General features: G+C 64.9%; 22 protein-coding genes and 1 pseudogene. 7 read left to right on the forward strand and 16 right to left on the reverse strand.

All coding sequences use genetic code 11. The features are described from left to right. Positions 1–48: 48 nt before the first annotated feature. Genes murB through DU505_RS15755 form a run of 9 tightly spaced genes read right to left on the reverse strand, consistent with a single transcriptional unit; the run spans position 49 to position 8,768 of the window. Entirely contained in the window at positions 49–1,047 is a 999-nt protein-coding gene (murB, locus tag DU505_RS15715) for a UDP-N-acetylmuramate dehydrogenase (RefSeq protein ID WP_114479939.1), read from the reverse strand. A gap of 8 nt (positions 1,048–1,055) precedes the next feature. Beyond that, entirely contained in the window at positions 1,056–1,535 is a 480-nt protein-coding gene (locus DU505_RS15720; protein ID WP_114479940.1) for a low molecular weight protein-tyrosine-phosphatase, read from the reverse strand. Positions 1,536–1,545: 10 nt separating this feature from the next. After that, positions 1,546–2,322 carry a 3-deoxy-manno-octulosonate cytidylyltransferase gene (gene kdsB, locus DU505_RS15725; RefSeq protein WP_114479941.1) on the reverse strand — a complete coding sequence of 259 codons (777 nt, stop codon included), beginning with the start codon at positions 2,320–2,322 and terminating at the stop codon, positions 1,546–1,548. Beyond that, complete coding sequence (locus DU505_RS15730) at positions 2,322–2,531, reverse strand: Trm112 family protein (RefSeq protein WP_114479942.1); 210 nt, start codon at positions 2,529–2,531, stop codon at positions 2,322–2,324. The genes kdsB and DU505_RS15730 overlap by 1 nt, the downstream gene beginning before the upstream one ends. 59 nt (positions 2,532–2,590) lie before the next feature. Beyond that, entirely contained in the window at positions 2,591–3,592 is a 1,002-nt protein-coding gene (gene lpxK, locus DU505_RS15735; RefSeq protein ID WP_114479943.1) for a tetraacyldisaccharide 4'-kinase, read from the reverse strand. After that, complete coding sequence (msbA, locus tag DU505_RS15740; RefSeq protein WP_114479944.1) at positions 3,589–5,346, reverse strand: lipid A export permease/ATP-binding protein MsbA; 1,758 nt, start codon at positions 5,344–5,346, stop codon at positions 3,589–3,591. Before msbA ends, lpxK begins: the two co-directional genes overlap by 4 nt. Continuing rightward, on the reverse strand, positions 5,343–5,771 hold the full coding sequence (locus tag DU505_RS15745; RefSeq protein ID WP_114479945.1) for an ExbD/TolR family protein: 429 nt from the start codon (positions 5,769–5,771) through the stop codon (positions 5,343–5,345). The genes msbA and DU505_RS15745 overlap by 4 nt, the downstream gene beginning before the upstream one ends. Beyond that, positions 5,768–6,454, reverse strand: a complete 687-nt coding sequence (locus tag DU505_RS15750; protein ID WP_245947997.1) for a MotA/TolQ/ExbB proton channel family protein — start codon at positions 6,452–6,454, stop codon at positions 5,768–5,770. The genes DU505_RS15745 and DU505_RS15750 overlap by 4 nt, the downstream gene beginning before the upstream one ends. A gap of 34 nt (positions 6,455–6,488) precedes the next feature. Continuing rightward, positions 6,489–8,768 (reverse strand): DNA internalization-related competence protein ComEC/Rec2, encoded by a 2,280-nt coding sequence (locus DU505_RS15755; protein WP_114479946.1) that lies wholly within the window; start codon positions 8,766–8,768, stop codon positions 6,489–6,491. Between the two features lie 206 nt (positions 8,769–8,974). Here DU505_RS15755 and DU505_RS15760 point away from each other — a divergent pair, with 206 nt between their 5' ends. After that, positions 8,975–9,514, forward strand: coding sequence for a DUF2062 domain-containing protein (locus DU505_RS15760; RefSeq protein ID WP_114479947.1), 540 nt, complete (start codon positions 8,975–8,977; stop codon positions 9,512–9,514). Positions 9,515–9,544: 30 nt separating this feature from the next. On the opposite strand, the gene DU505_RS15765 is transcribed toward DU505_RS15760, so the two are convergent. Continuing rightward, positions 9,545–10,258, reverse strand: coding sequence for an ABC transporter ATP-binding protein (locus DU505_RS15765; protein ID WP_245947999.1), 714 nt, complete (start codon positions 10,256–10,258; stop codon positions 9,545–9,547). A gap of 25 nt (positions 10,259–10,283) precedes the next feature. After that, positions 10,284–11,525: a lipoprotein-releasing ABC transporter permease subunit gene (locus tag DU505_RS15770; protein ID WP_114479949.1), complete on the reverse strand. Its 1,242-nt coding sequence runs from the start codon at positions 11,523–11,525 to the stop codon at positions 10,284–10,286. A gap of 168 nt (positions 11,526–11,693) precedes the next feature. On the opposite strand from DU505_RS15770, the gene DU505_RS15775 reads away from it, so the two are divergent. Together DU505_RS15775 and DU505_RS15780 are read left to right on the forward strand one after the other, a co-directional pair. Then, positions 11,694–12,737: an agmatine deiminase family protein gene (locus DU505_RS15775; RefSeq protein WP_114479950.1), complete on the forward strand. Its 1,044-nt coding sequence runs from the start codon at positions 11,694–11,696 to the stop codon at positions 12,735–12,737. Between the two features lie 142 nt (positions 12,738–12,879). After that, positions 12,880–13,782: a carbon-nitrogen hydrolase gene (locus DU505_RS15780; protein ID WP_114479951.1), complete on the forward strand. Its 903-nt coding sequence runs from the start codon at positions 12,880–12,882 to the stop codon at positions 13,780–13,782. Positions 13,783–14,025: 243 nt separating this feature from the next. Here the strand turns inward: DU505_RS15780 and DU505_RS15785 are convergent, their stop codons facing one another. From DU505_RS15785 to DU505_RS15800, 4 genes are all read right to left on the reverse strand, one after another. Then, entirely contained in the window at positions 14,026–14,973 is a 948-nt protein-coding gene (locus DU505_RS15785; RefSeq protein ID WP_114479952.1) for a Nudix family hydrolase, read from the reverse strand. Between the two features lie 76 nt (positions 14,974–15,049). After that, positions 15,050–16,279 (reverse strand): bifunctional glutamate N-acetyltransferase/amino-acid acetyltransferase ArgJ, encoded by a 1,230-nt coding sequence (argJ, locus tag DU505_RS15790; RefSeq protein WP_114479953.1) that lies wholly within the window; start codon positions 16,277–16,279, stop codon positions 15,050–15,052. Between the two features lie 20 nt (positions 16,280–16,299). Further along, entirely contained in the window at positions 16,300–19,041 is a 2,742-nt protein-coding gene (gene secA / locus DU505_RS15795) for a preprotein translocase subunit SecA (RefSeq protein ID WP_114479954.1), read from the reverse strand. Between the two features lie 90 nt (positions 19,042–19,131). After that, the gene (locus DU505_RS15800; protein WP_114479955.1) at positions 19,132–19,509 is read right to left on the reverse strand and encodes a hypothetical protein; all 378 of its coding nucleotides are present in this window, start codon (positions 19,507–19,509) and stop codon (positions 19,132–19,134) included. 120 nt (positions 19,510–19,629) lie between these two features. On the opposite strand from DU505_RS15800, the gene DU505_RS15805 reads away from it, so the two are divergent. Beyond that, positions 19,630–20,091, forward strand: a complete 462-nt coding sequence (locus DU505_RS15805; protein ID WP_181872848.1) for a DUF721 domain-containing protein — start codon at positions 19,630–19,632, stop codon at positions 20,089–20,091. A gap of 74 nt (positions 20,092–20,165) precedes the next feature. Here DU505_RS15805 and DU505_RS15810 read toward each other — a convergent pair whose 3' ends face one another. Next, entirely contained in the window at positions 20,166–20,426 is a 261-nt protein-coding gene (locus DU505_RS15810) for a hypothetical protein (RefSeq protein ID WP_114479957.1), read from the reverse strand. A 327-nt stretch (positions 20,427–20,753) separates the two neighbouring features. Here DU505_RS15810 and DU505_RS15815 point away from each other — a divergent pair, with 327 nt between their 5' ends. From DU505_RS15815 to DU505_RS15825, 3 genes and pseudogenes are all read left to right on the forward strand, one after another. Then, positions 20,754–21,056 carry a winged helix-turn-helix domain-containing protein gene (locus DU505_RS15815; protein ID WP_114479958.1) on the forward strand — a complete coding sequence of 101 codons (303 nt, stop codon included), beginning with the start codon at positions 20,754–20,756 and terminating at the stop codon, positions 21,054–21,056. Further along, entirely contained in the window at positions 21,053–22,111 is a 1,059-nt protein-coding gene (locus DU505_RS15820; RefSeq protein WP_114479959.1) for an alpha/beta hydrolase, read from the forward strand. The genes DU505_RS15815 and DU505_RS15820 overlap by 4 nt, the downstream gene beginning before the upstream one ends. A gap of 403 nt (positions 22,112–22,514) precedes the next feature. After that, positions 22,515–22,847: pseudogene (locus DU505_RS15825) on the forward strand (hypothetical protein); the annotation flags it as partial. Positions 22,848–22,880 lie beyond the last annotated feature (33 nt).

A 22,880-nucleotide genomic window follows, 5' to 3' on the forward strand; every position in this document is an offset into this window, starting at 1 on the left:
CTTTCGACGACAGACTGTCTATGACCGACTATGGAGGCTCAGTGGCAATCAACCCGCCAGGCGTGGCTCACGCTCGAGCTCGACACCGAAACGCTCGGCCACCTGGCCGGCCACCGCCGAAGCGAAGTCCAGCAGCTCTGCAGCACTGCCGCCACCGAAGTGGACCAGCACCAGGGCCTGGCGGTCGTGTACGCCGAAGTGCCCTTGCCGCCAGCCCTTGAGACCACAGCGTTCGATCAGCCAGCCGGCCGCCAGCTTGATGCGACCATCCGGCTGCGTGAAGTGTGGCATTTCCGGGTAGGTACTGAGCAGTCGATCGGCTGCCTCCCGTGTCACCAGGGGGTTCTTGAAGAAGCTGCCGGCGTTTCCAAGCAGTGCCGGGTCGGGCAGCTTTTCGTGACGTACCGCACAAACAGCCTCTGCCACCTGCAGGGCCGTCGGAGCGTCGCCGACCCGGCGGGCCAGGTCGCCGTACTCGAGCCGTGGACGCGGCGTTCGGGAGAGGCGGAGCACCAGGCGGGTGATCACCACCCTGCCCTCCAGTTCGTGCTTGAAGATACTGTCACGATAACCGAACGCGCACTCTCCTGGTGTCAACACCTGTTCACGAGCGTCGTCCAGATGGATCAGGTGCACGGCCTCCAGCACATCGCAGAGCTCCACGCCATAGGCGCCGATATTCTGGATCGGTGCGGCGCCACAGAGCCCCGGGATCAGCGCCAGGTTCTCGATGCCCCATAGCCCGTCGGCGGCCAGGGCCATGACCAGCGCATGCCAGTTGACCCCGGCTCCGGCGTGCACCAGCACCTGATCCGGCGTCTCCTCCAGCCACCAGTCGTCCAGGGCCGGCTGCAGCACCAGCCCCGGCAGCCGCTCGGGCAGGATCAGATTGCTGCCACCGCCCAGCACCGTCAGCGGCAACCCCTGCTGCGCGGCCCGAAGCAGCAACACCTGCAGCGCATGCACGTCGGTCGGCGCGACGAACGCATCGGCGACACAGGGCAAGCCCAGCGTATTGGCACGGCTCAGGTCATGGTCAGTCAGCATCTCGCCACTCAAGGCCGCCGCACCTCGAGACGCTGGCGAATCTCCTCGATCAGCCCCCTGGACGCCGCATCGATCAGGTCCAGCACCTCCTCGAAGCCCTGCTCGCCCCCGTAATAGGGATCGGGCACCTCGCGCTCGACATGGCCAGCGAAGTCCAGAAACAGCCCCACATGGGCTGGACACTGGGCGGGACGCTGCTCGTGCAGTGCCGCCAGGTTTGCCCGGTCCATGGCCAGCAAGTAGTCGAAGCGGCGGAAGTCGTCTGCCGCAAGCTGGCGGGCCCGAAGGCTGCTCAGGTTGACGCCCCGCCGCATGGCGGCTTCATGCGCCCGGGGGTCGGGGGCCTTGCCCACGTGCCAGGCTCCTATTCCGCAGGAGTCGACCTCGACCCGTTCGGAAAGGCCGGCGGCCTGCAGTTGCTGACGCAAGACGCCTTCGGCGGTGGGGGAACGGCAGATATTGCCAAGGCAGACAAACAGTACGCGCATGGCGAGCTCCTCAGTGGTTCCGTGCCAGCAGCGACCTGACCCGCTCAAGATCCTCGACGGTATCCACGCCGGGAGGATTGGGCAGCGCCGCCAGGGCGACCTGGATGGCATGGCCGTGATGCAGCGCCCTCAACTGCTCGAGCTGCTCGAGCTGCTCCAGGGGGGACGGCGTCCAGTCACCATATTGCGCCAGGAAACCCACACGATAGGCGTATAGGCCGATATGCCGCAGCCAGCCGTCGGTTTCGAGCCAGTCGGGCCGCGACGCGAATTCTTGTCGGTCCCAGGGGATGGGAGCGCGGGAGAAATAGAGCGCCCGTCCGGAGAGGGCTCGCACCACCTTGACCACATTGGGATTGAATAGCGTGTCCACGTCGGCGATCGGCTCGGCCAGGGTCGCGATGGAGGCCTCGGGGTCGTCGAAAAGCCGCGCCGCCACCTGGTCGATCAACGTCGGCGGGATCAGCGGCTCGTCACCCTGAACGTTGACCAGTACCGCCTCGTCGGGAAGGCCAAGCCGTTCGGCCACTTCAGCGAGTCGATCGGTACCTGAAGGGTGATCGGACCGGGTCATCACGACCTCGGCATCGAAGGGGGCCAGCGCATCGCGGATCCGTGCATCGTCTGTCGCTACGATCACCCTCTGAGCGGCGCTTTCGCAGGCACGGCGCCAGACGTGCGCCACCATGGGTTCCCCGGCGATGTCGAGCAGCGGCTTGCCCGGCAGTCGCGACGCACCGAAGCGGGCCGGAATCACGGCAATGAACGCATCGGCAGCGTCCCCCATCAGGCGCCCCCCATGCGTCCGGGTGACGTCGGCAGCTTTTCATCGACGTCCAGCTGACGGGCTTCTTCGGGCAGCATGACCGGGATACCATCGCGAATCGGATAGGCCAGGCCATCGTAGAGGCAGTGCAGCTCCTGGGCCTCACGATCGTACCTGAGCTTGCCCTTGCACAGCGGGCAGACCAGCATCGCCAGCAGTTCCTTGTCCATCTTGTACCTCCGCGGTGAACGGTGACCGCCGCAAGACAGTGGCCACGGTATCGTATAGGTTATCGTAGCGCTTCCAGCCGAGCATCCAGCCATGCTGCAAATCCGGCATCCGGTTGCGCTTCCACATCCAGCACCCAGCTGTTGGGCGACGCAAAACGCTGGCATTTCTCGGCATCCTTGGCCGTCATCACCACCGGTAGCCCGTCGTCGAAGTTAATATCGTGGGCGGTGAAATGGTGATGATCGGCCAGGGCATGAGGCCGGACCTCTATCCCCATCTCCACCAGGGTGGCGAAGAAGCGGTCCGGATTGCCGATCCCTGCCACCGCGTGGACCGACCCCGAGAATGGCAGCGGCAGGAGCGGAAAGCATGAGTCATCCTGCAGCGCGCGCCATTGCAGGGGCGCCAGCCGAAATGTCCAGCCGCTCCCGGGCATGTCAAAGGATGGGGTACCATTTATCAGCACCGCATCCACATCGTCCAGCCGGGCCAGCGGCTCACGTAGCGGCCCTGCCGGCAGGCAACGACCGTTACCGAAGCCTCGTTGTCCATCGACGACGACCAGCTCCAGGTCACGACCCAACGCCAGGTGCTGCAGACCATCGTCACTGATCAGGATATCGCACCCCGCCTCGACCAGCGCCTTGCCGCCACGCGGACGATCCGGGTCCACCACCACGGGCAGCCCGGTCTGGCGTGCCAGCATGCGCGGTTCGTCGCCACAGCGATCAACCGGCGTCGTCTCGGTCACGCACAGCGGAAAGTTGGTGGCGCTGCCACCATAGCCTCGCGAGACGATGCCCGGCCGCCAGCCCCGCTCGGCCAGGTGCCGCCCCAGCCAGGCCACCATCGGCGACTTGCCGGTGCCACCGAGGGTAAGGTTGCCGACCACGATTACCGGCACCCCGGCCCGCCATACCCCTCGCCTGCCGCTGCGATAGGCAGCAACCCGGCGCGCCACCACCAGACGATAGAGAGACTCCAGCGGTCGCAGCAGGCGGAGCCAGGCTGAACCCCCATAGGCGGCATGCAGCCAGCGCTCTGCCAGCCCCCCCTTCATGGAACCGTGGACTCCTGGAACTGCAGTCGATGAAGGGCCGCATAGGCACCGTCACGGGCCAGCAGCTCGGCGTGGGAACCCTGCTCGACGATGCGACCCTGCTCCATGACCAGGATGCGATCGGCCCGCTCGATGGTTGAGAGTCGATGGGCGATGACCAGGGTCGTCCGCCCTCGGCATACCGTTTCCAGCGCCTGCTGGATATAGCGCTCCGACTCGGTGTCCAGTGCCGACGTGGCTTCATCGAGAATCAGCAAAGGGGCATCCTTGAAGATCGCCCGGGCGATGGCCAGTCGCTGGCGCTGCCCGCCGGAGAGCATGACGCCGTTGTCGCCCACCACGGTGTCATAGCCCTGCGACAGCGGTTCGATGAATTCGTGGGCATGGGCCGCCCGGGCAGCAGCCTCGATGGCGGCCGGGTCGGCATCCGGCACGCCATAGGCGATATTGTCGGCAATGCTGGCATTGAACAGGGTGACCTGCTGAGACACCAGGGCGATCTGACGGCGCAGCGGTGTCAGGCGGTACTCGTCGATGGGCACACCGTCTATGAGGACGCGTCCCGCGGAGGGGCGATAGAAGCGCGGCAGTAGCCCGACCAGGGTCGACTTGCCGCTTCCCGAGCGTCCCACGATGGCGACCATCTCACCAGCCTTGACCGCCACGTCGATGCCCTTGAGCACCTCGGGCTGGTCGTCCCCATAGCGGAAGTGCACGTCCTGCAATTCCACTCGCCCCTCGAGTCGGCCCGGCTCACGGGTGCCTTCATCGCGCTCGGGGGATACTTCGAGAAGTCCGAACAGCTCTGCTGCAGCGGCGATGCCCTTCTGGATCTCGCTGTTGACCTCGGTGAGCTGGCGTACCGGCTTGGCCATCAGCGAGGCGGCGGTGATGAAGGCGACGAACTCCCCGGGAGTCATGTCGTCGAGCAGCGCCGGTGACATCGCCAGCCAAACCAGTACTGCCAGCGACAGCGCCACCAGCAGTTGGATGACCGGGGTGCTGACGGCCTTGGTCAATGCCTCTTTCATGCTCTGCTGTCGGTTGTAGTTGCTGGCCTTGGCGAAGCGAGCCTTCTCGTACTCCTCGGCACCATGGGTACGCACCACGCGATAGCCCGACAGGGCCTCCGACGCCACATGGGTGACGTCGCCCATGGAGTGCTGGATACGCTGTGAAATGCGCCGGAAGCGTTTGCTGGCATAGCTGACCACGCCCGCAATCAGAGGTGTCACGGTCATGAAGAGCAGCGTCAGCATCCAGTTGGTCCACATCAGGTAGCTCAGCAGGCCGATGACGAACAGACCTTCCCGCAGCACGATGGTGACCGCCTTGGTCGCCGCACCGGTGACCTGCTCGACATGATAGGTGACCCGGGAGATGAGATGGCCGCTGGAGTGGGAATCGAAGAAGCGGCCCGGCAGATGCAGCATGTGATTGAAGACATCGCAGCGCAGTGCGTGCACCACGTTGCGCGCCACGTTGCTCATGAAATAGGTGCCGAGGAAGGTGCCCAGCCCCCGGGCCGCGAACATGCCGACCACGAACAGCGGCAGGAATAGACGAAAAGCGGCGTCCGGATTCTGGATGCCATCGATCAATCGCTTCATCATTTCCGCCAGGGCGGTACTGGAAGCGGCATAGATGGTATAGCCGACGATCGCCAGGGCAAAGGAAACCCAATGGGGTTTCACATAGCTCAACAGGCGCTTGTAGAGCGTCCAGCCCGAATGTTGGGTCCCGGCTCGAGTCACGGTGTCTCCGCTTGGGTAGATATAGCCTGGGGTTCACGGGTCGCTATCCGCACCTGGCGAATGCCCAGCGCGCCCGCCTGGTCCAGTGCCCGCACCACGTCCGCGTGCACGGCTCGCGCGTCGGCTTCCAGTACCAGGCCGTGCTGGCGTGCCTGCTCCGCTTCGCCGGCCAGGGCATCGCTCAGCTCGGCGGCACTCAGCTCACGCTCGCCCAGCCGATAGCGCCCCTGCTCGGTAACGACCAGCGTCACCGGCGACAGCTCCAGGTCGACGCCCGCCACGCTCTCGGGTAGCTCGAGCTCCAGCGCCTGACGCGTTTCGAAGGTAGTGGACACCATGAAGAAGATCAGCAGCAGAAAGACGACGTCTATCAGCGGAGTGAGGTTGACTTCCACCGGGTCACGGCGACGGCGCGCAAATCTCACGACCGTTTGACCTCCGGCGCGAGACGGCCATCGGCTTCGACCCGCTCGCTCTCTCCACCATCGGAAAGGCTCACGCTGCCCTGGTAGTGGGCGATGAATTCGACCACCTGGCTGGCCTGCTCTTCCATACGTACCGTAATATCCTCGACCCGACGCTGAAAGTAGCGATGGAACATCAGCGCAGGTATTGCCACGGTGAGGCCCGCCGCCGTGGTCACCAGGGCGCGGGAGATGCCGCCTGCCAGGTCGGCGGTACGGCTTGCCCCGTCACCGGCAACGATGACCGAAAACACCTCGATCATGCCCACCACCGTACCGAGCAGGCCAATCAGAGGAGCGATGGCGGCGATGGTCCCCAGGGGACTGAGGAAGCGCTCCATGTCATGGATCACGGCGGTAGCGGCCTCCTGCAGGCGGGCACGCACCTGCTCATGGCCCAGGCGGGCATTGCGCAAGCCGGCGGCCAGCACGCCGCCCAGCGGCGAGTGTCCCTCGAGCCAGTAGAGATTGACCTGGCCACGGGACACCAGGGAGCAGACCTCCTGGCCCAGCCCGTAGGGCGCAATGCGTTTGGCGCGCAGGGTCCACAGGCGCTCTATGATGATCACCGTTGCCAGCAGCGAACAGCCCAGCAGCGGGATCATCAACCAGCCCCCGGCGACGAGCGCATCCATCATGTTCATCCAACCCCTCCTTACTCTGCCACGACGGCAGCGGTCAGTGGGGCGATTCTACCGCATGGCACCCACCTTCGACACCGCTGCGGCGCCAGGGCATGATGCGGGCGGACTGAAAGCGGGATTCCTCTGTCTTTCCAAGCCACAGGGTCACGGCTCCATCCAGGGCAGTGCTCCATTGGCAGCTGCCTGCTCGACGAAACCGCCGCACCACGTCATCGTGAGGATGACCGAAAGCGTTGTGGCGTCCGGCACTGTAGATCACGTGATGGGGCGCCAGGGTCTGGACCAACTGCGGCCCGGAGCTGGTATGGCTGCCGTGATGCCCCGCCACCAGCGCAGTGACCGGGCCCGCCACATCGCGCAGGAAGGTGCGCTCCACCTCGCGACCGACATCGCCGGTGAGCAGCAACCGCTGGCGACCGAGCGTCACTTCCAGCACGCAGGAGCGGTCATTGCTGGACAGTCCCTCTGTGCCCTCGGGCGGCCAAAGCACCCGGTATGTCACCCCATCGCGCTGCCAGTGCTGCCCCCTGACACAGGGAGTGAAGGGCACGCCGATCGACTCCCTCGGCGGCGCGAGAAACTCAGCCACACGGTGCTCGTTCGCCAGCCGTGATACCCCCCCGGCATGGTCGGTATCATCATGGCTGACCATGACGCGGTCGAAGCCTTGCCCCGGCGGCCATAGCGCGGCCAGCGGGGCGTAGCCGGACGCGAAGCGGGGCCCGGCGTCATACAGCATGCGGTAGTTGGCGCTGCGCAGCTCCACAAGCTGGCCTTGGCCCACATCCTGCACACGGATCCGCAGCGTACCGGGCTCCTGACTCGGCTCCGTCAGCCCCAGCATCGCCGGCACCAGCAGCAGGCTGCCGCCGATACGCAGCGTCGCCGCCAGCCCCGGCAGCGCCCAAAGCAGGGCGATCAGCCCAAGCATGAATGCCAGTGGAACAACCATCGCGGGAGACGGCCACCATAGTGGCAGCCAGGCCACCGCGAGTTCGAGCAGAGTGATCAGCGCCAGGGCGATGCGCTCGAAGAGCCACCAGCAGAGCTGGGAGAGCGCCGGTACCGGGGTCAATAGCCAGCCCAACAGTCCCAGCGGGACGAGCAGGGAGCTGACGACCGGCACCGCCACCAGGTTGACCAGCGGAGCGGCGGGGGCCAGCCGGGCGAAAGCGAGCAGTACCGCTGCCGCCATCAGCGGTGCCAGCAACAGCTGGGTCCGCAGCAGTGCCCACCCCCACCCCCTAGCGCCGGCGGGCCGCGCGCGTCCTTGCCAGATCAGGATCAGCAACGCCACGGCGACGAACGACAGCCATAACCCGGGGCGCCATGCCGATAGCGGGTCGACCAACACGACCAGCCCCAGGGCCAGCCACCAGGCCTGCCATGGCCCCGGCGCATGCCGGCCGCTCGCCACCCAGAGCCCGATCAGGGTCATGATCATGGCCCGCATGGCAGGCGGTTGCAGCCCCGCCAGCCAGGCGTAGCCGATGGCCACCATGCCGGCCAGCCACCAGGGCCAAACCGCCAGTCGCCAGCTCCCGGGAGCAACCAACCGCGCGAGCCCCCGCGCCATCAGCAGGACAAAGGTGGCCACGAGTCCCACATGCAGCCCCGAAATGACCATCAAGTGGGTGGTGCCACTGGCATTGAGTAGCTCCCACTCGTCCCGCGTCAGGCGCTCGCCGGCACCCAGCGTCAACGCCGCCAGCCAGCGCGTCGTCAGGGGTGGCAGCTGCTGTGCCTCGAGATGAGCGAGTGCCTGTCGCCGCGGGGACGCGCCCGCCGGCTGAAGGCGCTCGGCAGCCGGGTCGCTGCGTACGTAGCCGGTGGCCTGAATTCCCTCGCGCCATAGCCAGGCGCGGTAGTCAAACGTGCCGGGATTGGCGAAGCCGCCGGGCGGGCGCAACCGAACGGTCAGCGCCCAGCGCTCACCCGGTGACATGTCGGGGGCCTGGTAGTGGCTGAGGCGCACTCGGCGTAGCCGGTCACAGGGCAGGCTCTCCGCCGCCAGGGGCCGACAGTCGTCAACGCGCACCAGCAGCCGCGTCAGCCGGTCCTCTTCCTCGACGGTTTCGAGATGCCCCTCCACAACCAGATCGACACGCAGCAGACCCAGTGGCAGCTCAGCCCCCTTGGCCAACAAGACCTGCCCCGCCGCGAGGGCCACGATCAGGGCAAGCCCCACGCCTTTCCAGCTGCTTCTGGCCAGCAGCAGCAACAGCGCCAGACACCATAGTTCCACCAGGCCCGCAGGCGCCCACCAACCCAGACCGACACCCGCCATGGCAGCCACAGCTGCCGGTAACGCCATACCAACTCGCATTCCCTTGCCCTTATCGCCGCCCCCTGGCTGCCCCCGACCGAGCCCTATGGATGCCCCTGACCAAGCCCCCTGGATGATAGCGGCCGGCCCTGGCACATCGACGCCTGCCTACTGGCTATACCTACATACGGCATGGCGAGCCAGCACCCATCCATGGATAATAGCCGGGTCCCGAAGCAGCGAGCCAATCCGTCATGCCGCGCCGATTCTTGCAGCGCTACATGCCTCACCCCGAAACGCTCCGACGCCAGCGCTCGCTGCGCTTCGTGAGCCATATCATTGCCGACCCCGCCCTTTGGGCGCTGTCACGTCGCACCGTGGCCAATGCCTTCTCGGTGGGCCTGTTCAGTGCCATGCTTCCGATCCCCTTCCAGATGATCGTGGCGGCGTTCGGAGCCTGGCTGTTGCGCTGCAACCTGCCGCTTTCGGTGGGACTGGTATGGATCACCAACCCTCTGACCATGCCGTTGATTTTCTACGGCAACTATCGGCTTGGCGCCTGGTTGATGAGTACCCCTGCCCGGGAGGCGCCGGCGCGCATTTCGACGCGCTGGATCGCCGAGCGCATGGCCGACATCTTGCCGGCCCTGGCGCTCGGTTCTGTGGTGTCGGCCATCGTGCTCGCCATCGTGGGTAATGTGATCATCCGGCTGGTCTGGCGCTGGCATGTCTCACGCAGCTGGAAACAGCGCGCCTTGCGGCGCCGACAGGCAAGACGAAACAGGGAGGAGTGAGTCCCGGCCATGGCCGGGACCAGGTCTGTATCAAATGGGTATGTGCTGCTCTGTGAGGCGTCCGCCGTCGAGCTTGAGCACGCGATCCTGATGCGCAGCCATCGCCGGATCGTGGGTAACGATAACGAAGGCACAGGCTGTGGTACGGGCCAGCTCGTCCATCAGTGCCAGGATGCTGGCGGCCGTGGTCTGGTCCAGGTTGCCGGTGGGTTCGTCCATCAGCACAAGGCTGGGATCGGTGACCAACGCCCGGGCAATGGCGACCCGCTGACGCTCGCCGCCGGAGAGCTCACCCGGCTTGTGGTCGGCTCGCTCGGCGATGCCTACCCTTATCAGCAGTTCCCGGGCCCGCGACTCGGCCGCCTTCTTGCTCTGGCCACGCACGATCAACGGTAACGCGGCATTCTCCAAGGCGGTGAATTCTGCCAGCAGGTGGTGGAACTGGTAAACGAAGCCGATATGCCGATTGCGGAAGCGGCCCAGGGCCGTCTCACCCAGGTCGAGCAGTGATTCATCGGCGATGCGTACCTCTCCGCGGGTCGGGCGATCCAGGCCGCCCAGCAGGTTCAGCAGCGTCGTCTTGCCGGAACCGGAGCTGCCCACAATAGCGACCCGCTCCCCCGCCCGCACTTCCAGGGCGAGCCCCTCCAGCACGGTGACATCCTGGGGGCCTTCGCGATAGATGCGGGTCAGGTCATGGCATGCCAGCATTACCTTGCCCTTGGTGTTCGCTGACTGGCTCATGTCGCTCTCCTTCAGGGTGGCCGGATCATTCATAGCGCAGCACCTCGGCAGGTTGGACCCGCGCGGCGCGCCAGGCCGGGTAGATCGTCGACAGGAAGGTCAGCCCAAACGCGGCGGCGATGATATCGCGCACATCGGACCAGTGCAGCCGGGACGGCAGGTCGCTGATGAAGTAGACCCCAGCGTCGAGGAACTGGATGCCCAGGGTCGACTCGACCCAACCGATCAGATCCGAGATGGTCAGCGCCAGCAGCACCCCCAGCCCGACACCCACGGCAATGCCAATGATTCCGATCGCCATGCCCTGCACCATGAAGATTCCCATGATCGAGCGCGGCGTGGCGCCGATGGTCCGCAGGATGGCGATATCGGCATGCTTGTCGGTGACCACCATCACCAGGGTAGAAACGATATTGAAGGCCGCCACAGCGATGATCACGGTCAGCAGCAGCGCGATCATGCGCTTCTCCATCTGGATCGCCTGGAACAGGTTGCCATGGGAGAAGGTCCAGTCGGTGCCGCGATAGCCAGTACCGAGCTGATTGACGATGGCGCGGGTCTCGCTGGCAGAGGCAAAGAGATCGTCCAGCTCCAGCCGCAGCCCCCCTACCGCATCGCCCAGGCGGGCGAGCGTCTGCATGTCCTCGATATGGGCATAGGCAAGGTTGGCGTCCAGGTCGGCGCCAACGCTGAAGATGCCGCTCACCGTGAAGCGCTTGAGGCGGGGAAAGACCCCCGCCGGGGTGATCGAGGCCTCAGGTACCAGCAGCGTGACCCGGTCGCCCACCCCGACACCCAGATGGCGGGCCAGCAGGGAGCCCAGCACCACATTCCACTCGCCGGGCGCCAGGTCATTGAGGCTGCCCTGCTGCATGTGCCGGCCGATGATCGACACGCGATCCTCCCATTCGGGATGGATGCCGTTGACCATGGCACCCTCGTTGCGGCCGGCCGATGAGAACATCCCCTGCTGTTCCACGAAGGGTGCCGCACCGATCACCCGTTCGCGCTGCATCAGCTCTTCGGCCAGGGCCTCCCATTCGACAAGGCCGGTGCGCGACTCGATCTTGGCATGGGGCACCATGCCCAGGATGCGGGTGCGCAACTCGTGGTCGAAGCCGTTCATCACCGACAGCACGAGTATCAATACCGCCACGCCGAGCATCAGGCCCAGCATGGAGGTCAACGATATGAAGGAGATGAAGTGGTTGCGGCGCTTGGCGCGTACATAGCGCAACCCGATCAACAGTGGCAAGCGGTCAAGCATGATTGGCGTTCCTTGTCAGCGGGGGGTCATGGTACGGTTTTTTGCCGTCCACTGCACCGGGTAGGATGGCGTTTCCCCTATGCTTGCAACATTAGCCGGCTGGGCCTACATTTCGCCGACTCGGCGATAGGACGCCGGACGACGAGACGCAACCCAGAGGCTCCCACCATGGCCAACCGCCTGCTTCCCGAATGGCACCCCCAGGACGCCATACAGCTCACCTGGCCCAGCCCCACCAGCGATTGGGCTCCCTTGCTCGAGCGCATCGAGGCCACCATGGAGAGCATCGTGGTGGCCGTCGCCCGCTACCAGTCCGTAGTGATCAGCGTGCCCTCGACCGCGACGCGCCACCACCTGCAGCGCCGCTTCGCCTGCCTCGGCGTTGCGGCCGAGCGATTGCGCCTGGTCGTCGCCCAGTCCGACGACACCTGGGCACGGGACCATGGCCCCATCGGCATCCTCCGCGATGGTGAACTCCACTTGCTGGACTTTGTCTTTACCGGCTGGGGCGGCAAGTTCGAGGCTACCCGGGACAACACCCTGACCCGGCGGCTAGCGGAGACCAGCCTCTTCGCCTGCCCGGTGGAATCACGCGAACTGGTGCTGGAAGGCGGTGCCATCGAGAGTGATGGCGAAGGCACCCTCTTGACCACTGAGGCCTGCCTGCTCAACCCCAATCGCAACCCGCAGCTCGATCGCAACGCGGTGGAAGCCATGCTCCAGGAGGCGTTCGGGGTCGAGCGGGTGCTATGGTTGACCAGCGGCCACCTGGAAGGGGACGACACCGACAGCCATGTGGATACCCTGGCGCGCTTCTGCGACAGCGAGACCATCGCCTACGTCAGGTGCGACGATCCGACCGACCCTCACTACGCCGCCCTCACCGCCATGGAGAATGAACTGGCTGCTTTCCGTCGTGCCGATGGCCGACCCTACCGGCTGATTCCGCTGCCATGGCCGCGACCCTGCTTCGACCCGGTGGATGGCCATCGGCTGCCAGCCACCTACGCCAATTTCGTGATCATCAACGGTGCGGTGCTGGTACCCACCTACGCCGATGCCGCCGACAGCCGGGCACTGGCGGCACTTGCCACGGCCTTTCCCGCCCATGACATCGTGCCGATCGACTGCCTCAGCGTGATCCGCCAGCATGGCAGCCTGCACTGCCTGACCATGCAGCTCCCTCGGGGCAGCCTGGCAACACTCACCTGAGTCAAAAGGCACCGGGGACAGTCCGCAGAGGGGGCCTACGCCAGGGCTGGCGTAGGTAGCTACAAGGAAGTATTTACAGCGCCCCCTCGAAGGAGTGTCGCCGGATCAGTCTCGAATACTGAACCACCAAGGAGGCATCATCATGTCCCGTCAACTCAAGGTCGGCCTGGTCCAGCAGCCCGCCTGGCCCGACAAGGCGGCAAGCCTGGCAGAAAGCGAAGCCGGAGTGCGTGAACTGGCCGCGGCCGGCGCCGAACTGGTCATGCTCCAGGAGCTGCATGCCACGCACTATTTCTGCCAGTACGAAGATACGGCGCTGTTCGACCTGGCCGAGCCACTGGATGGCCCTACCGGCACTCGCCTGGCCGCACTCGCCGCCGAGCTCGATATCGTGCTGGTGGGCTCGCTGTTCGAGCGCCGGGCTCCCGGCCTCTACCACAACACGGCAGTGGTCTACGATCGCGGCCGCGGCCAGGTCGGCCACTATCGCAAGATGCACATCCCCGACGATCCCGGCTTCTACGAGAAGTTCTACTTCGCCCCGGGGGATCAAGACGACAGCCGCAAGCAGGGTTTCCAGCCCATCGACACCTCGGTGGGTCGGCTCGGCCTGCTGGTCTGCTGGGACCAGTGGTATCCGGAAGCGGCGAGGCTGATGGCACTGGCCGGGGCGGAGCTGCTGCTCTATCCCACCGCCATCGGCTGGAGCCCGCCCGACGACGAAGCGGAGAAGGCGCGCCAGAAGGAAGCCTGGACGCTGATCCAGCGCAGCCATGCGGTGGCCAATGGCCTGCCCGTGATCGTGGCCAATCGCGTCGGCCACGAGCCGGACCAATCCGGGGTTGGTGAAGGCATCGACTTCTGGGGCGGCAGCTTCGTCGCCGGGCCACAGGGTGAGCTACTGGCCCATGCCGGCACCGAGGCCGAGCGCATGCTGGTCACGCTCGACATGAGCCGCGGCGAAGACGTGCGGCGCATATGGCCCTACCTGCGCGACCGCCGTATCGACGCCTATGGCGACCTGACGCGGCGCTATCGGGACTAACGACAATGCCCGGCGCATCTGGCCTCTCTTTCCCAGACGCGACCGCCGTATCGACGCCGATGGCGACCTGACGCGGCGCTATCGCGATTGAGCGAAGCACTGCGGCTGATCCGGCGACAGCAGGGGTGCTGGCAAGGAGGCGAAGTATTAGCACCTGTGGGCTCCGCCGGGCGCCTGACGGCGCCAGTCGTGATGCGGAGCATTCCTCCTACAGCGTTATTCTCAATTGAGGGTAGCTGTCTGTCACTTCCAGAAGTCACGAATCGAGGCGATGCCCTGGGCGCCCACCGCACGCGCATGGTTGGCGTCGAAGCGGGTCATCCCGCCCAGCGCAAAGACCGGCATGGCGGCGCGCTCGACAAGCTGCTGGAAGTCGTGCCAGCCCATGGGTGGCACCTCGGGATGGGATGGTGTCGTACGCAGCGGCGACAGGGTGACGAAGTCGCAGCCGATGCTCGAGGCCTGGGTCAGCTGCTTCTGGTCATGCGTCGAGGACGCCAGCCACTTGGCTTCCGAAATCGGGCGCCGCTCCAAGGACATCAAGCGCTCACTGGTGAGGTGTACGCCATCGGCATCGACCTTCTCCAGCAGCGCGGGATCGGCATTGAGAAGTAGCCTCGCGCCGTGCTCACGACACAGCGCCAGGGCACGCTCAGCTCGAGCCAGGTAGGCCGCTTCGTCCAGCGACTTGGCGCGCAGCTGCACCAGCCTCACGCTGTCCTCGACCAGCGCCCGGGCCAGGCGAGCCTCGAATACCTCATCGTCCGGCTCCTCCGCCGTGATGAAATACTCGGTGGGCAGCATCACGGCCTGGAGAATCGGCAGGTTGGCCGCCGGGAACGGGTAGTTGACCAGTTCCTGCAACGGCACCCAACGCACCGCCTGGCCTTCACGGCCAAACGGCTCGCCGCTGAACTCATGCACCTGCCAGACGTCCAGCAGGATATGCTTGTCGGGGTATTCGTGATGAATGCGGATCAGCGGCTGGGCACGCTTGATCTCGACACCCAGTTCCTCATGGAGCTCACGCTTGAGCCCTTCCAGGCCCGTCTCGTAGGGTGCCAGCTTGCCGCCGGGAAATTCCCACAGGCCACCATGATCGACATTGGACGGACGGCGGGCGATCAGCGCCTTGTCGCCATCGCCGCTGATGATGGCGGCCGCCGCCACGTGCACCCTTCTCTTCACCATTACGTTCATTCACCCTTTACCCGCTTGACCCATGCCGTCCACCCGGCACAGGGTTGTTCGTCTGCCAAATTCGCTCTCAGCTGCGATACTCGGCGTTGATGCTGACATAGTCGTGGGACAGGTCGGAGGTCCAGACCGTCGCGCTCTCCTCGCCACGCCCCAGGGTGATCCGTATCACGATCTCTTCCTGGCTCATCACCCGACTGCCGGCTTCCTCGGTGTACCCTGCCGCCCGGCCACCGTATTCGACCAGGCGAATATCGCCCAGGTCGATGGTCACTCGCGTCACGTCGAAATCCTCCACCGGTGCCCGCCCCACGGCGGCGAGGATGCGCCCCCAGTTGGCATCGGAAGCGAACAGGGCAGTCTTGACCAGGGGAGAGTGGGCAACGGTGAAGGCGACATCCAGTGCCTCCTCCCGGCTAGACGCCTCGTTGACCTGAAGTGTCACGAACTTGGTCGCCCCCTCGCCGTCGCGAATGATCGCCTGGGCCAGCTCGGTCATCACACGCTGCAGACCATTGCGAAACACGGCGATCTGCTCGTCGCTGGCCACCTCGGCGCCCCGCCCGGTGGCGATCAGCATGCAGGCATCGTTGGTGGAGGTATCCCCATCGACGGTGATGCAGTTGAAGGAGCGGTCCACTGTCTCACGCAGCAGCCCGTCCAGCAGTGGCTGCGCAATGGCAGCATCGGTCGCCACGAAGGCCAGCATGGTGGCCATGTTGGGCTTGATCATGCCCGACCCCTTGCTGATGCCGTTGATGACCACCGTCTGCTCGCCCATTTCCAGGCTCACGCTGGCGCCCTTGGGCCGGGTATCGGTGGTGAGGATGCCCTCGCCGGCCTGCTGCCACGACTCGGCGCCCTCGTCCAGGGACGACAGCGCCGTCGGCAGCCCGCCCAGCAGCCGATCCATGGGCAGCGGCTCGCCGATCACCCCAGTGGAGAACGGCAGTACGGCGTCCTCGGTGACGCCGGCCAACCGTGCCAGCTCGGCACAGGTGGCGTGGGCATCGCGTAGCCCCACTTCGCCAGTGCCGGCGTTGGCGTTGCCGGTATTGATCACCAGCAAACGGGCACTGTCACCACGTGCCTGGCATGCGGCCAGATTCGCCTTGGCCACGGTAACGGGAGCGGCACAGAAGGCATTACGCGTGAAGCTTCCCGCCACCCTGGCTCCCTCGGGAATCTCGATGACCACCAGATCCCGCCGCCCAGGCTTCTTGATGCCCGCCATGGCGGACCCCAGGCGCAGCCCGTCTATCGCCGGCATCGCCGGAAAACATGTCTCACCCACAGCCATCGTGTCGTCTCCTGTCCTGGTCAGCTCAGCTGGCCGCAGCACTGCTTATACTTCTTCCCCGAACCACACGGGCAGGGATCGTTGCGACCGACCTTGGGTCCTTCGCGGCGAACCGGACGGCCATCGGCTCCCGGGGCCACGGCCGCCTGGGCATTCTCGTCACCCTCTTCGAGCGCCGGCGCATCATGACGGCTGCTGGCCGCGGCCTTCTCACGCTCCAGCGCCTCACGCCGCTGGCGCTCCAGCTCGTCGACTTCCTCGGGCTTGCGCACGTGAACGTGACTGGTAACGCGGGTGATGTCCGCCTTGATGTTCGTCAGCAGCGTCTGAAACAGTTCGAAGGCCTCGCGCTTGTACTCCTGCTTGGGATTCTTCTGAGCATAGCCGCGCAGGTGAATACCGCGACGCAGGTGATCCATCGACTGGAGATGCTCCTTCCAGCGGGTGTCGAGAATCTGCAGCATGATCTGCTTCTCGAAGCGGCGAATCAGTTCTGTTCCGGCCGCTGCAACCTTGTCCTCGTACGTCTTGCGATGCATCTCCTGGAGCCGTTCGCGCAGCTGCTCTTCATGGAAGCGGTCATCCTGCTCGGCCCACTCCACCACTGGCGCAGTGAGGTTGAACTCGCTCCTCAAGTGCTCCTGCAGCCCTGGCAGATCCCATTGCTCCTGCAGGCTCTGAGGCGGCACGAAGTCGCTGATGGTCTGGTCGAGGACTTCGTCACGAATGCCCAGCACGTTCTGGGAGACATCGTCGGCCGAGAGGATCTCATTGCGCTGCTCATAGATCACCCGGCGCTGGTCGTTGGCAACGTCATCATATTCAAGCAGCTGCTTGCGGATATCGAAGTTGCGGCTTTCGACCTTCTTCTGGGCCCGCTCCACGGCATTGGAGACCATCTTGTGTTCGATGGCCTCGCCACGCTCGAGACCCAGCGCCTTCATCATGCGCTGCACCCGATCAGAACCGAACAGGCGCATCAGGCTGTCTTCCATGGAGAGGAAGAATCGGGTCGAACCCGGGTCGCCCTGGCGGCCGGCGCGGCCACGAAGCTGGTTGTCGATACGCCGCGATTCGTGGCGCTCGGAGCCGATCACATGCAGGCCACCCGCGGCCAGCACCGCTTCGTGACGGACCCGCCACTCCTCCTTGAGCTGCTCGACCTGCTCGTCGGTGGGATTCTCGAGCTTGGCTACCTCAGCCTCCCAGTTGCCGCCCAGCACGATATCGGTACCGCGACCGGCCATGTTGGTGGCGATGGTAACGGCACCGGGCCGGCCGGCCTGGGCGATGATCTCGGCTTCACTCTGGTGCTGCTTGGCGTTGAGTACGTTGAAGGCGAGACCTTCCTCCTTCATCAGGTTGGCCAGGTATTCAGAGGTCTCGATGGATGCCGTGCCTACCAGCACGGGGCGCCCCGCTTCTGTCTCGGCCTTGACGTCCTTGATGATCGCCTCGAACTTCTCCTCGGCGGAAAGGTAGACCAGGTCATTCAGGTCCTTGCGAATCAGCGGCCGATTGGTGGGAATCACCACCACATCCAGCCCATAGATCTGCCGGAATTCGAAGGCTTCGGTATCGGCGGTACCGGTCATCCCGGCCAGCTTCTCGTAGAGACGGAAATAGTTCTGGAAGGTGGTCGACGCCAGCGTCTGGCTCTCGCGCTGAACGGGCACCCCCTCCTTGGCCTCCACCGCCTGGTGCAGGCCCTCGGACCAGCGACGCCCCGGCATGGTCCGGCCGGTGTGCTCGTCGACGATGACCACCTGATTTTCAGCGACGATATAGTCGACGTCACGCTGATAGAGGTGGCGAGCGCGCAGGGCCGAATGCATGTGCTGCAGCAGATTGAGATTCTGGGCGGCATAAAGCGAATCATGCTCGCCCAGCAGCCCCTCCTCGCGCATCAACTCCTCAACCTTGTTGTGACCCGCTTCGGTGATCTCGACCTGCTTCTGCTTTTCCTCGATCAAGAAGTCGCCGCTGACCGGCACGTCAGGGTCTTCCGACACCTCGCCCTTGACCAGGTGCTTCGCCAGCCGGTCGACCACCTGATAAAGCTCGGTATTCTCGTCCACCGCACCCGAGATGATCAGAGGCGTGCGTGCCTCGTCGATCAGAATGGAGTCGACTTCATCGATGATGGCGTAGTGCAGGCCACGCTGTACCTTGTCTTCCAGCGAGAACGCCATGTTGTCGCGCAGGTAGTCGAAGCCGTACTCGTTGTTGGTGCCGTAGGTGATGTCGCAGGCATAGGCTGCCCGCTTCTCCTCGGAGGTCTGGCCGGCGTAGATGGTGCCCACCGACAGCCCAAGGAACTCGTACAGCGGGCGCATCCATTCCGCATCACGGCGGGCCAGATAGTCGTTCACGGTGACCACATGCACGCCCTTGCTTGGCAGTGCATTGAGATAGACCGCCAGGGTGGCGACCAGGGTCTTGCCCTCGCCGGTCTTCATCTCGGCGATGCGCCCACGGTGCAGGGTCAGGCCGCCGACCAGCTGGACATCGAAATGACGCATGCCCATCACCCGCTTGCTCGCCTCGCGTACCGTGGAAAAGGCTTCGGGTATCAGCGAATCGAGGGTCGCACCGGCGGCGAGGCGTTCGCGGAATTCACCGGTACGCGCCTGGAGCGCGGCATCGTCGAGCGCTTCGAACTGCGGCTCGAGAGCGGTCGCCTCGGAGGCCTGGCGGTGCATTCGCTTGACTTCACGGTCGTTCTTGGAGCCGACGACCTTGCGTAAAAGAGAGTTGATCATGAAACGTCCAATATCGGCATATGACAATCGGCCAGTAGTGAAAGCGGGCATGGCATACCGCCAAGCCCCCACCGGCAGGAATCGATGGCTTCAGAGTTGACGGCGCAGGTCGGGTGGACCGCGGCGCGTCAGGACGTCATGAGCGGCGGGCCAACACCGCCAGGGCGGCATCCGCCGCGGAGGTCGAACACGGCATGCCACGACCCTTGGCTTGCGCGGGGGCCAGTGTGGCAGCGCCCGTCGTCGTGCCACATAGCGACAGCGGGCACGCATCAGCGTCGGCGCCAGGATGCAGGTCTGGACCACGCGTTCCGCCAGCCGCAGGGTCTCCGCCTGGGTCAGCCCGGCGGGCAGCAGGCAGCTCACCAACAGGCCGGCCAGCCACCAGCGTGAGCGCTGTCGACGGCGCACCGCCGCTCCCGCGTTGGGAGCGGCGACGGAATGGCCTTGTGGCTGGTCGGTGGTCATGCTGTAGCGTTTCTCCCGAGCGTGCTAGGCTTTGCCGTAACCACGGGCGTTGGACACAGGACAGCGGCCAAGGTCGCTATCGGCAACCTGGAGAAGGCATCTGCCCCCGAGAATAAGCCCATGAGTATAAAGGTTAAGGGTTCACGCGCACAGCCCATGTCACGTCTGCTGGGCGGAGGTGGCGAATTGGCGCCGCTGATGCGCACCGCAAGGCTGATCGCTCGCGCCCAGCAACACCTGCGGGACCACCTGCCGGATGAGGTGGGCGAACACGTCCATGTCGGGGGCTTTCGCGAGGGGAAACTGACGATCATCACCGACCGCGCCGTCTGGCTGACCTGGCTTCGCTACGAACAGCAGCGCCTGCTCACACTGCTACATCAGCTGCCGGAGTTCGCCGCGGTCACGGGGTTCACGCTCAAGGTGCGGCCGGTGCGGCCGCTCAAGGTGCCCGCACGCCAGGTGCGTCAGCTACCGGCACCCGCCGCGGACGAGATCGCCGCCTGCGCCGCCGATACCGAGGATCCCCGCCTCAAACGCGCCCTGGAGCGGCTCGCCTCCCACGCCCAGCCCCGCGACTAGACCAGCCTGCGCGGGGTCACGTCCGCACCGGCAGGCTCATATCAACCGATACCGAACATTCATGCCCATGCCACTCATTCGAGTCGGTAGGTATCGCCCTCGACCTCGACTTCCTTGATGTCGGCAAACGAGACCATCACGCCCTGGATATCGCCGGGTTGCCCGTCGTGCTCAGTCAGCGTCGTCTCGGGAATGACCTTCACTCCGGTTGCCCCGACATGCTGAACCCGTGCCGAGAAACGCTTGCCCTCACGCTCCACCACCACTCGCTCACCAAACATGCAGCGCCCTATCTGAACCAACAGCTCGGCTTCACTCACACGATTGACGGCCATGTGTCTCCTCCCTGATCCGTTTAACCTTCATCACTTGCCTATCCCAATGACAAGTGAAAGGCTCATGAATTCACCCCGCTGCCAGGTACCTGCCGGATTTGACCGATCGTCGAAAGGTTTGGATTAGCAGATCAGCGACAAGTCCGACAAGCTCCTAGTACTGTAGGCAATTCTCACGACCTCCACCCGGAACCGAGCCACCCTGGCTACCGGTGGCTAACCCAGCGGCGCTGACGCTATCCTTTAGCCGATTATCGGCCGTTCGCTCACGTCTCGACTCACCGTGGCAAAGAGAGCTTAGAAAATCGACCCGTTCAGGAAACCAACATGTCACTCAGCAAGACCCGCTCCAGCTTCTACCGCCGCCTCTACGTGGCTCACCTGATCAGAACCGGAATTGCCAGTGTGCCTGCGCTCATTGAGACAACCGGCATGCCGAGGCGTACCGCCCAGGACACCATCACGGCTCTGGAGGAGCTCGATATCCGCTGTGAGTTCGAGCCCGACGCCGGAGGCAGACACAACATCGGACGCTACGTGATACGAGACTGGGGCCCCATCTCACCTGAGTGGATCTCCGCCCATGCCGACCGGCTTCGCCACGCGCTTGGGTACCCTGCCATACCATGAGCCGGCTACGTTGCATCCTGCCGCTAGCGCTGCAAAATGGCCTGCTGAAGCCAGTCTGGTTGATCACCGCACTGCTGGCAGTGGGGGGCTGTGCCAGCGATGCAACCCTGCAATCGCCCGGCCCGGGCGCCGAGGAGCCAAGGCTCACAACACACCAGGTCGTTGCCGACGATGGCTACCGGCTGCCGTTACGCCATTGGCCCGCACAGAACGAAGCCGGCAGCGTGGTCCTGGCGGTGCACGGCTTCAACGACCATGCCGGTAGCTTCAATGTGCTTGCCGACGCCCTGACCCGCCAAGGCGTGGAAGTCTATGCCCATGACCAGCGGGGCTTCGGCACCACCGAACAGCGCCGCCTGTGGTCGGGGCATCAGCGTCTGAGCGATGACGTGGCGCTGCTCGCAGACCTGCTGCGCGAACGCCATCCCCACACGCCGCTCTACCTGATCGGCAAGAGCATGGGGGCGGCTATCGTGATACTCGCCATGACCGACGACGACCCTCCTCCTGTGGATGGCAGCGTATTGATCGCCCCCGCCGTGTGGGGGCGAGAGGCGATGCCGTGGTACCAACGCCTGGGGCTGTGGCTTGGCGTTCGCCTGATACCGCAGGTGTCCTTTTCGGTACGCACCACCCGGCGCCTGGGAATCGAGCCCACCGATGATGAGGCGATCAAGCGCCAGTTGGCCCAGGACCCGCTGATCCTGCGCAGCGCCCGCGTCGACACCCTGGCGGGCCTGACAGGGGCAATGGACAGCGCCCTGGAAGCCGCCAGCGAGCTGCCGGGGCCGACCTTGATCCTCTATGGCGACGAAGACCAGGTCATCCCGGCCGAGGCATTCTGCGCCCTGCTGGACAAGCTGCCCGAACCGGGCTCGAAGACGCCTGGCTGGCGTCTGGTGCTCTACCCGGACGGCTACCATATGCTGACCCGCTATACCCAGCGTGAACGCACCGAGGAGGATATCGTCGCCTGGCTGACCAATCCGGCCGCCCCCCTGCCCTCCGGCCACGAGACGAGCCACAGCCAGGCCCGCAAGACGCTTTGCCACTGAGGTGGGCACCGTGGCAATTGTCACTGCAAGCTGCAAAATTCCGTCCGCACCCCCGAGATTGGCCGCTGCAAATGTGGTTGACATGTCACCAGCTAGAGCAGAATGTAGTTAAATGAGCGTTGATAGGCACGGAACCGCCCACCATGACAACGGCTCCTCATATGCGCTTGTCAAGCAGTTCGACGCCGCCATCGAGCGGCTTTCCTCCGCGAATGCCGTTGCAGCCGTCTCTCCCGTATTCGAGGTGATCGATACGGCACGCCCCCTGATGTTCGATACCAGGGGGCTGGAGGCCCTCTATACGCGCGTGCCGGCGATCGAGGCCGCCGGATTCTTCGGCGGTAGAGACTGGGATTATCCTCAGACACTGGTGCCTTCGCTCGCCGTGCGTACGGTGCGGCACGGTATTGCCGTGACCGACAGCGCCACGCGCTTTCTCGGCTGGCACGCCATCACGATCCAGCGCCTTGCGCTAGATCCGAGCCAGGTCATGCGGGTGTACTTCTTCAATCCCAACAACGATAGCGGGCAAGACTGGGGACAGGGAATCGTCACATCGACCCTAGGCAATGGCGAACTTTACGGTGAAGCCTCACTACCGGTTGCCCAATTCGCATCGCGGCTATACGTCTTTCACTATGATCCGCTCAAAAAGGGCGAACCGGCCGATATTCCAACTGATGATGTAGATCGGGCCAAGGGTCTGGCCCAGGATAGCTGGGCGTCTGGGTGCTAGCCGCCGATGCCTGGCAGTCAAGCTCGACAGGAC

The organism is Billgrantia montanilacus (genome assembly GCF_003336675.1).
In the GTDB taxonomy this organism is placed as follows: domain Bacteria; phylum Pseudomonadota; class Gammaproteobacteria; order Pseudomonadales; family Halomonadaceae; genus Halomonas; species Halomonas montanilacus.

Bases quoted from the DNA above. Each gene is read 5' to 3' on its own strand.
- murB (WP_114479939.1), bottom strand. From the start codon at position 1,047: ATGCTGACTGACCATGACCTGAGCCGTGCCAATACGCTGGGCTTGCCC.
- DU505_RS15720 (WP_114479940.1), bottom strand. From the start codon at position 1,535: ATGCGCGTACTGTTTGTCTGCCTTGGCAATATCTGCCGTTCCCCCACC.
- kdsB (WP_114479941.1), bottom strand. From the start codon at position 2,322: ATGGGGGACGCTGCCGATGCGTTCATTGCCGTGATTCCGGCCCGCTTC.
- DU505_RS15730 (WP_114479942.1), bottom strand. From the start codon at position 2,531: ATGGACAAGGAACTGCTGGCGATGCTGGTCTGCCCGCTGTGCAAGGGC.
- lpxK (WP_114479943.1), bottom strand. From the start codon at position 3,592: ATGAAGGGGGGGCTGGCAGAGCGCTGGCTGCATGCCGCCTATGGGGGT.
- DU505_RS15750 (WP_245947997.1), bottom strand. From the start codon at position 6,454: ATGAACATGATGGATGCGCTCGTCGCCGGGGGCTGGTTGATGATCCCG.
- DU505_RS15755 (WP_114479946.1), bottom strand. From the start codon at position 8,768: ATGGCGTTACCGGCAGCTGTGGCTGCCATGGCGGGTGTCGGTCTGGGT.
- DU505_RS15760 (WP_114479947.1), top strand. From the start codon at position 8,975: ATGCCGCGCCGATTCTTGCAGCGCTACATGCCTCACCCCGAAACGCTC.
- DU505_RS15765 (WP_245947999.1), bottom strand. From the start codon at position 10,258: ATGAGCCAGTCAGCGAACACCAAGGGCAAGGTAATGCTGGCATGCCAT.
- DU505_RS15770 (WP_114479949.1), bottom strand. From the start codon at position 11,525: ATGCTTGACCGCTTGCCACTGTTGATCGGGTTGCGCTATGTACGCGCC.
- DU505_RS15775 (WP_114479950.1), top strand. From the start codon at position 11,694: ATGGCCAACCGCCTGCTTCCCGAATGGCACCCCCAGGACGCCATACAG.
- DU505_RS15780 (WP_114479951.1), top strand. From the start codon at position 12,880: ATGTCCCGTCAACTCAAGGTCGGCCTGGTCCAGCAGCCCGCCTGGCCC.
- DU505_RS15785 (WP_114479952.1), bottom strand. From the start codon at position 14,973: ATGGTGAAGAGAAGGGTGCACGTGGCGGCGGCCGCCATCATCAGCGGC.
- argJ (WP_114479953.1), bottom strand. From the start codon at position 16,279: ATGGCTGTGGGTGAGACATGTTTTCCGGCGATGCCGGCGATAGACGGG.
- secA (WP_114479954.1), bottom strand. From the start codon at position 19,041: ATGATCAACTCTCTTTTACGCAAGGTCGTCGGCTCCAAGAACGACCGT.
- DU505_RS15800 (WP_114479955.1), bottom strand. From the start codon at position 19,509: ATGACCACCGACCAGCCACAAGGCCATTCCGTCGCCGCTCCCAACGCG.
- DU505_RS15805 (WP_181872848.1), top strand. From the start codon at position 19,630: ATGAGTATAAAGGTTAAGGGTTCACGCGCACAGCCCATGTCACGTCTG.
- DU505_RS15810 (WP_114479957.1), bottom strand. From the start codon at position 20,426: ATGGCCGTCAATCGTGTGAGTGAAGCCGAGCTGTTGGTTCAGATAGGG.
- DU505_RS15815 (WP_114479958.1), top strand. From the start codon at position 20,754: ATGTCACTCAGCAAGACCCGCTCCAGCTTCTACCGCCGCCTCTACGTG.
- DU505_RS15820 (WP_114479959.1), top strand. From the start codon at position 21,053: ATGAGCCGGCTACGTTGCATCCTGCCGCTAGCGCTGCAAAATGGCCTG.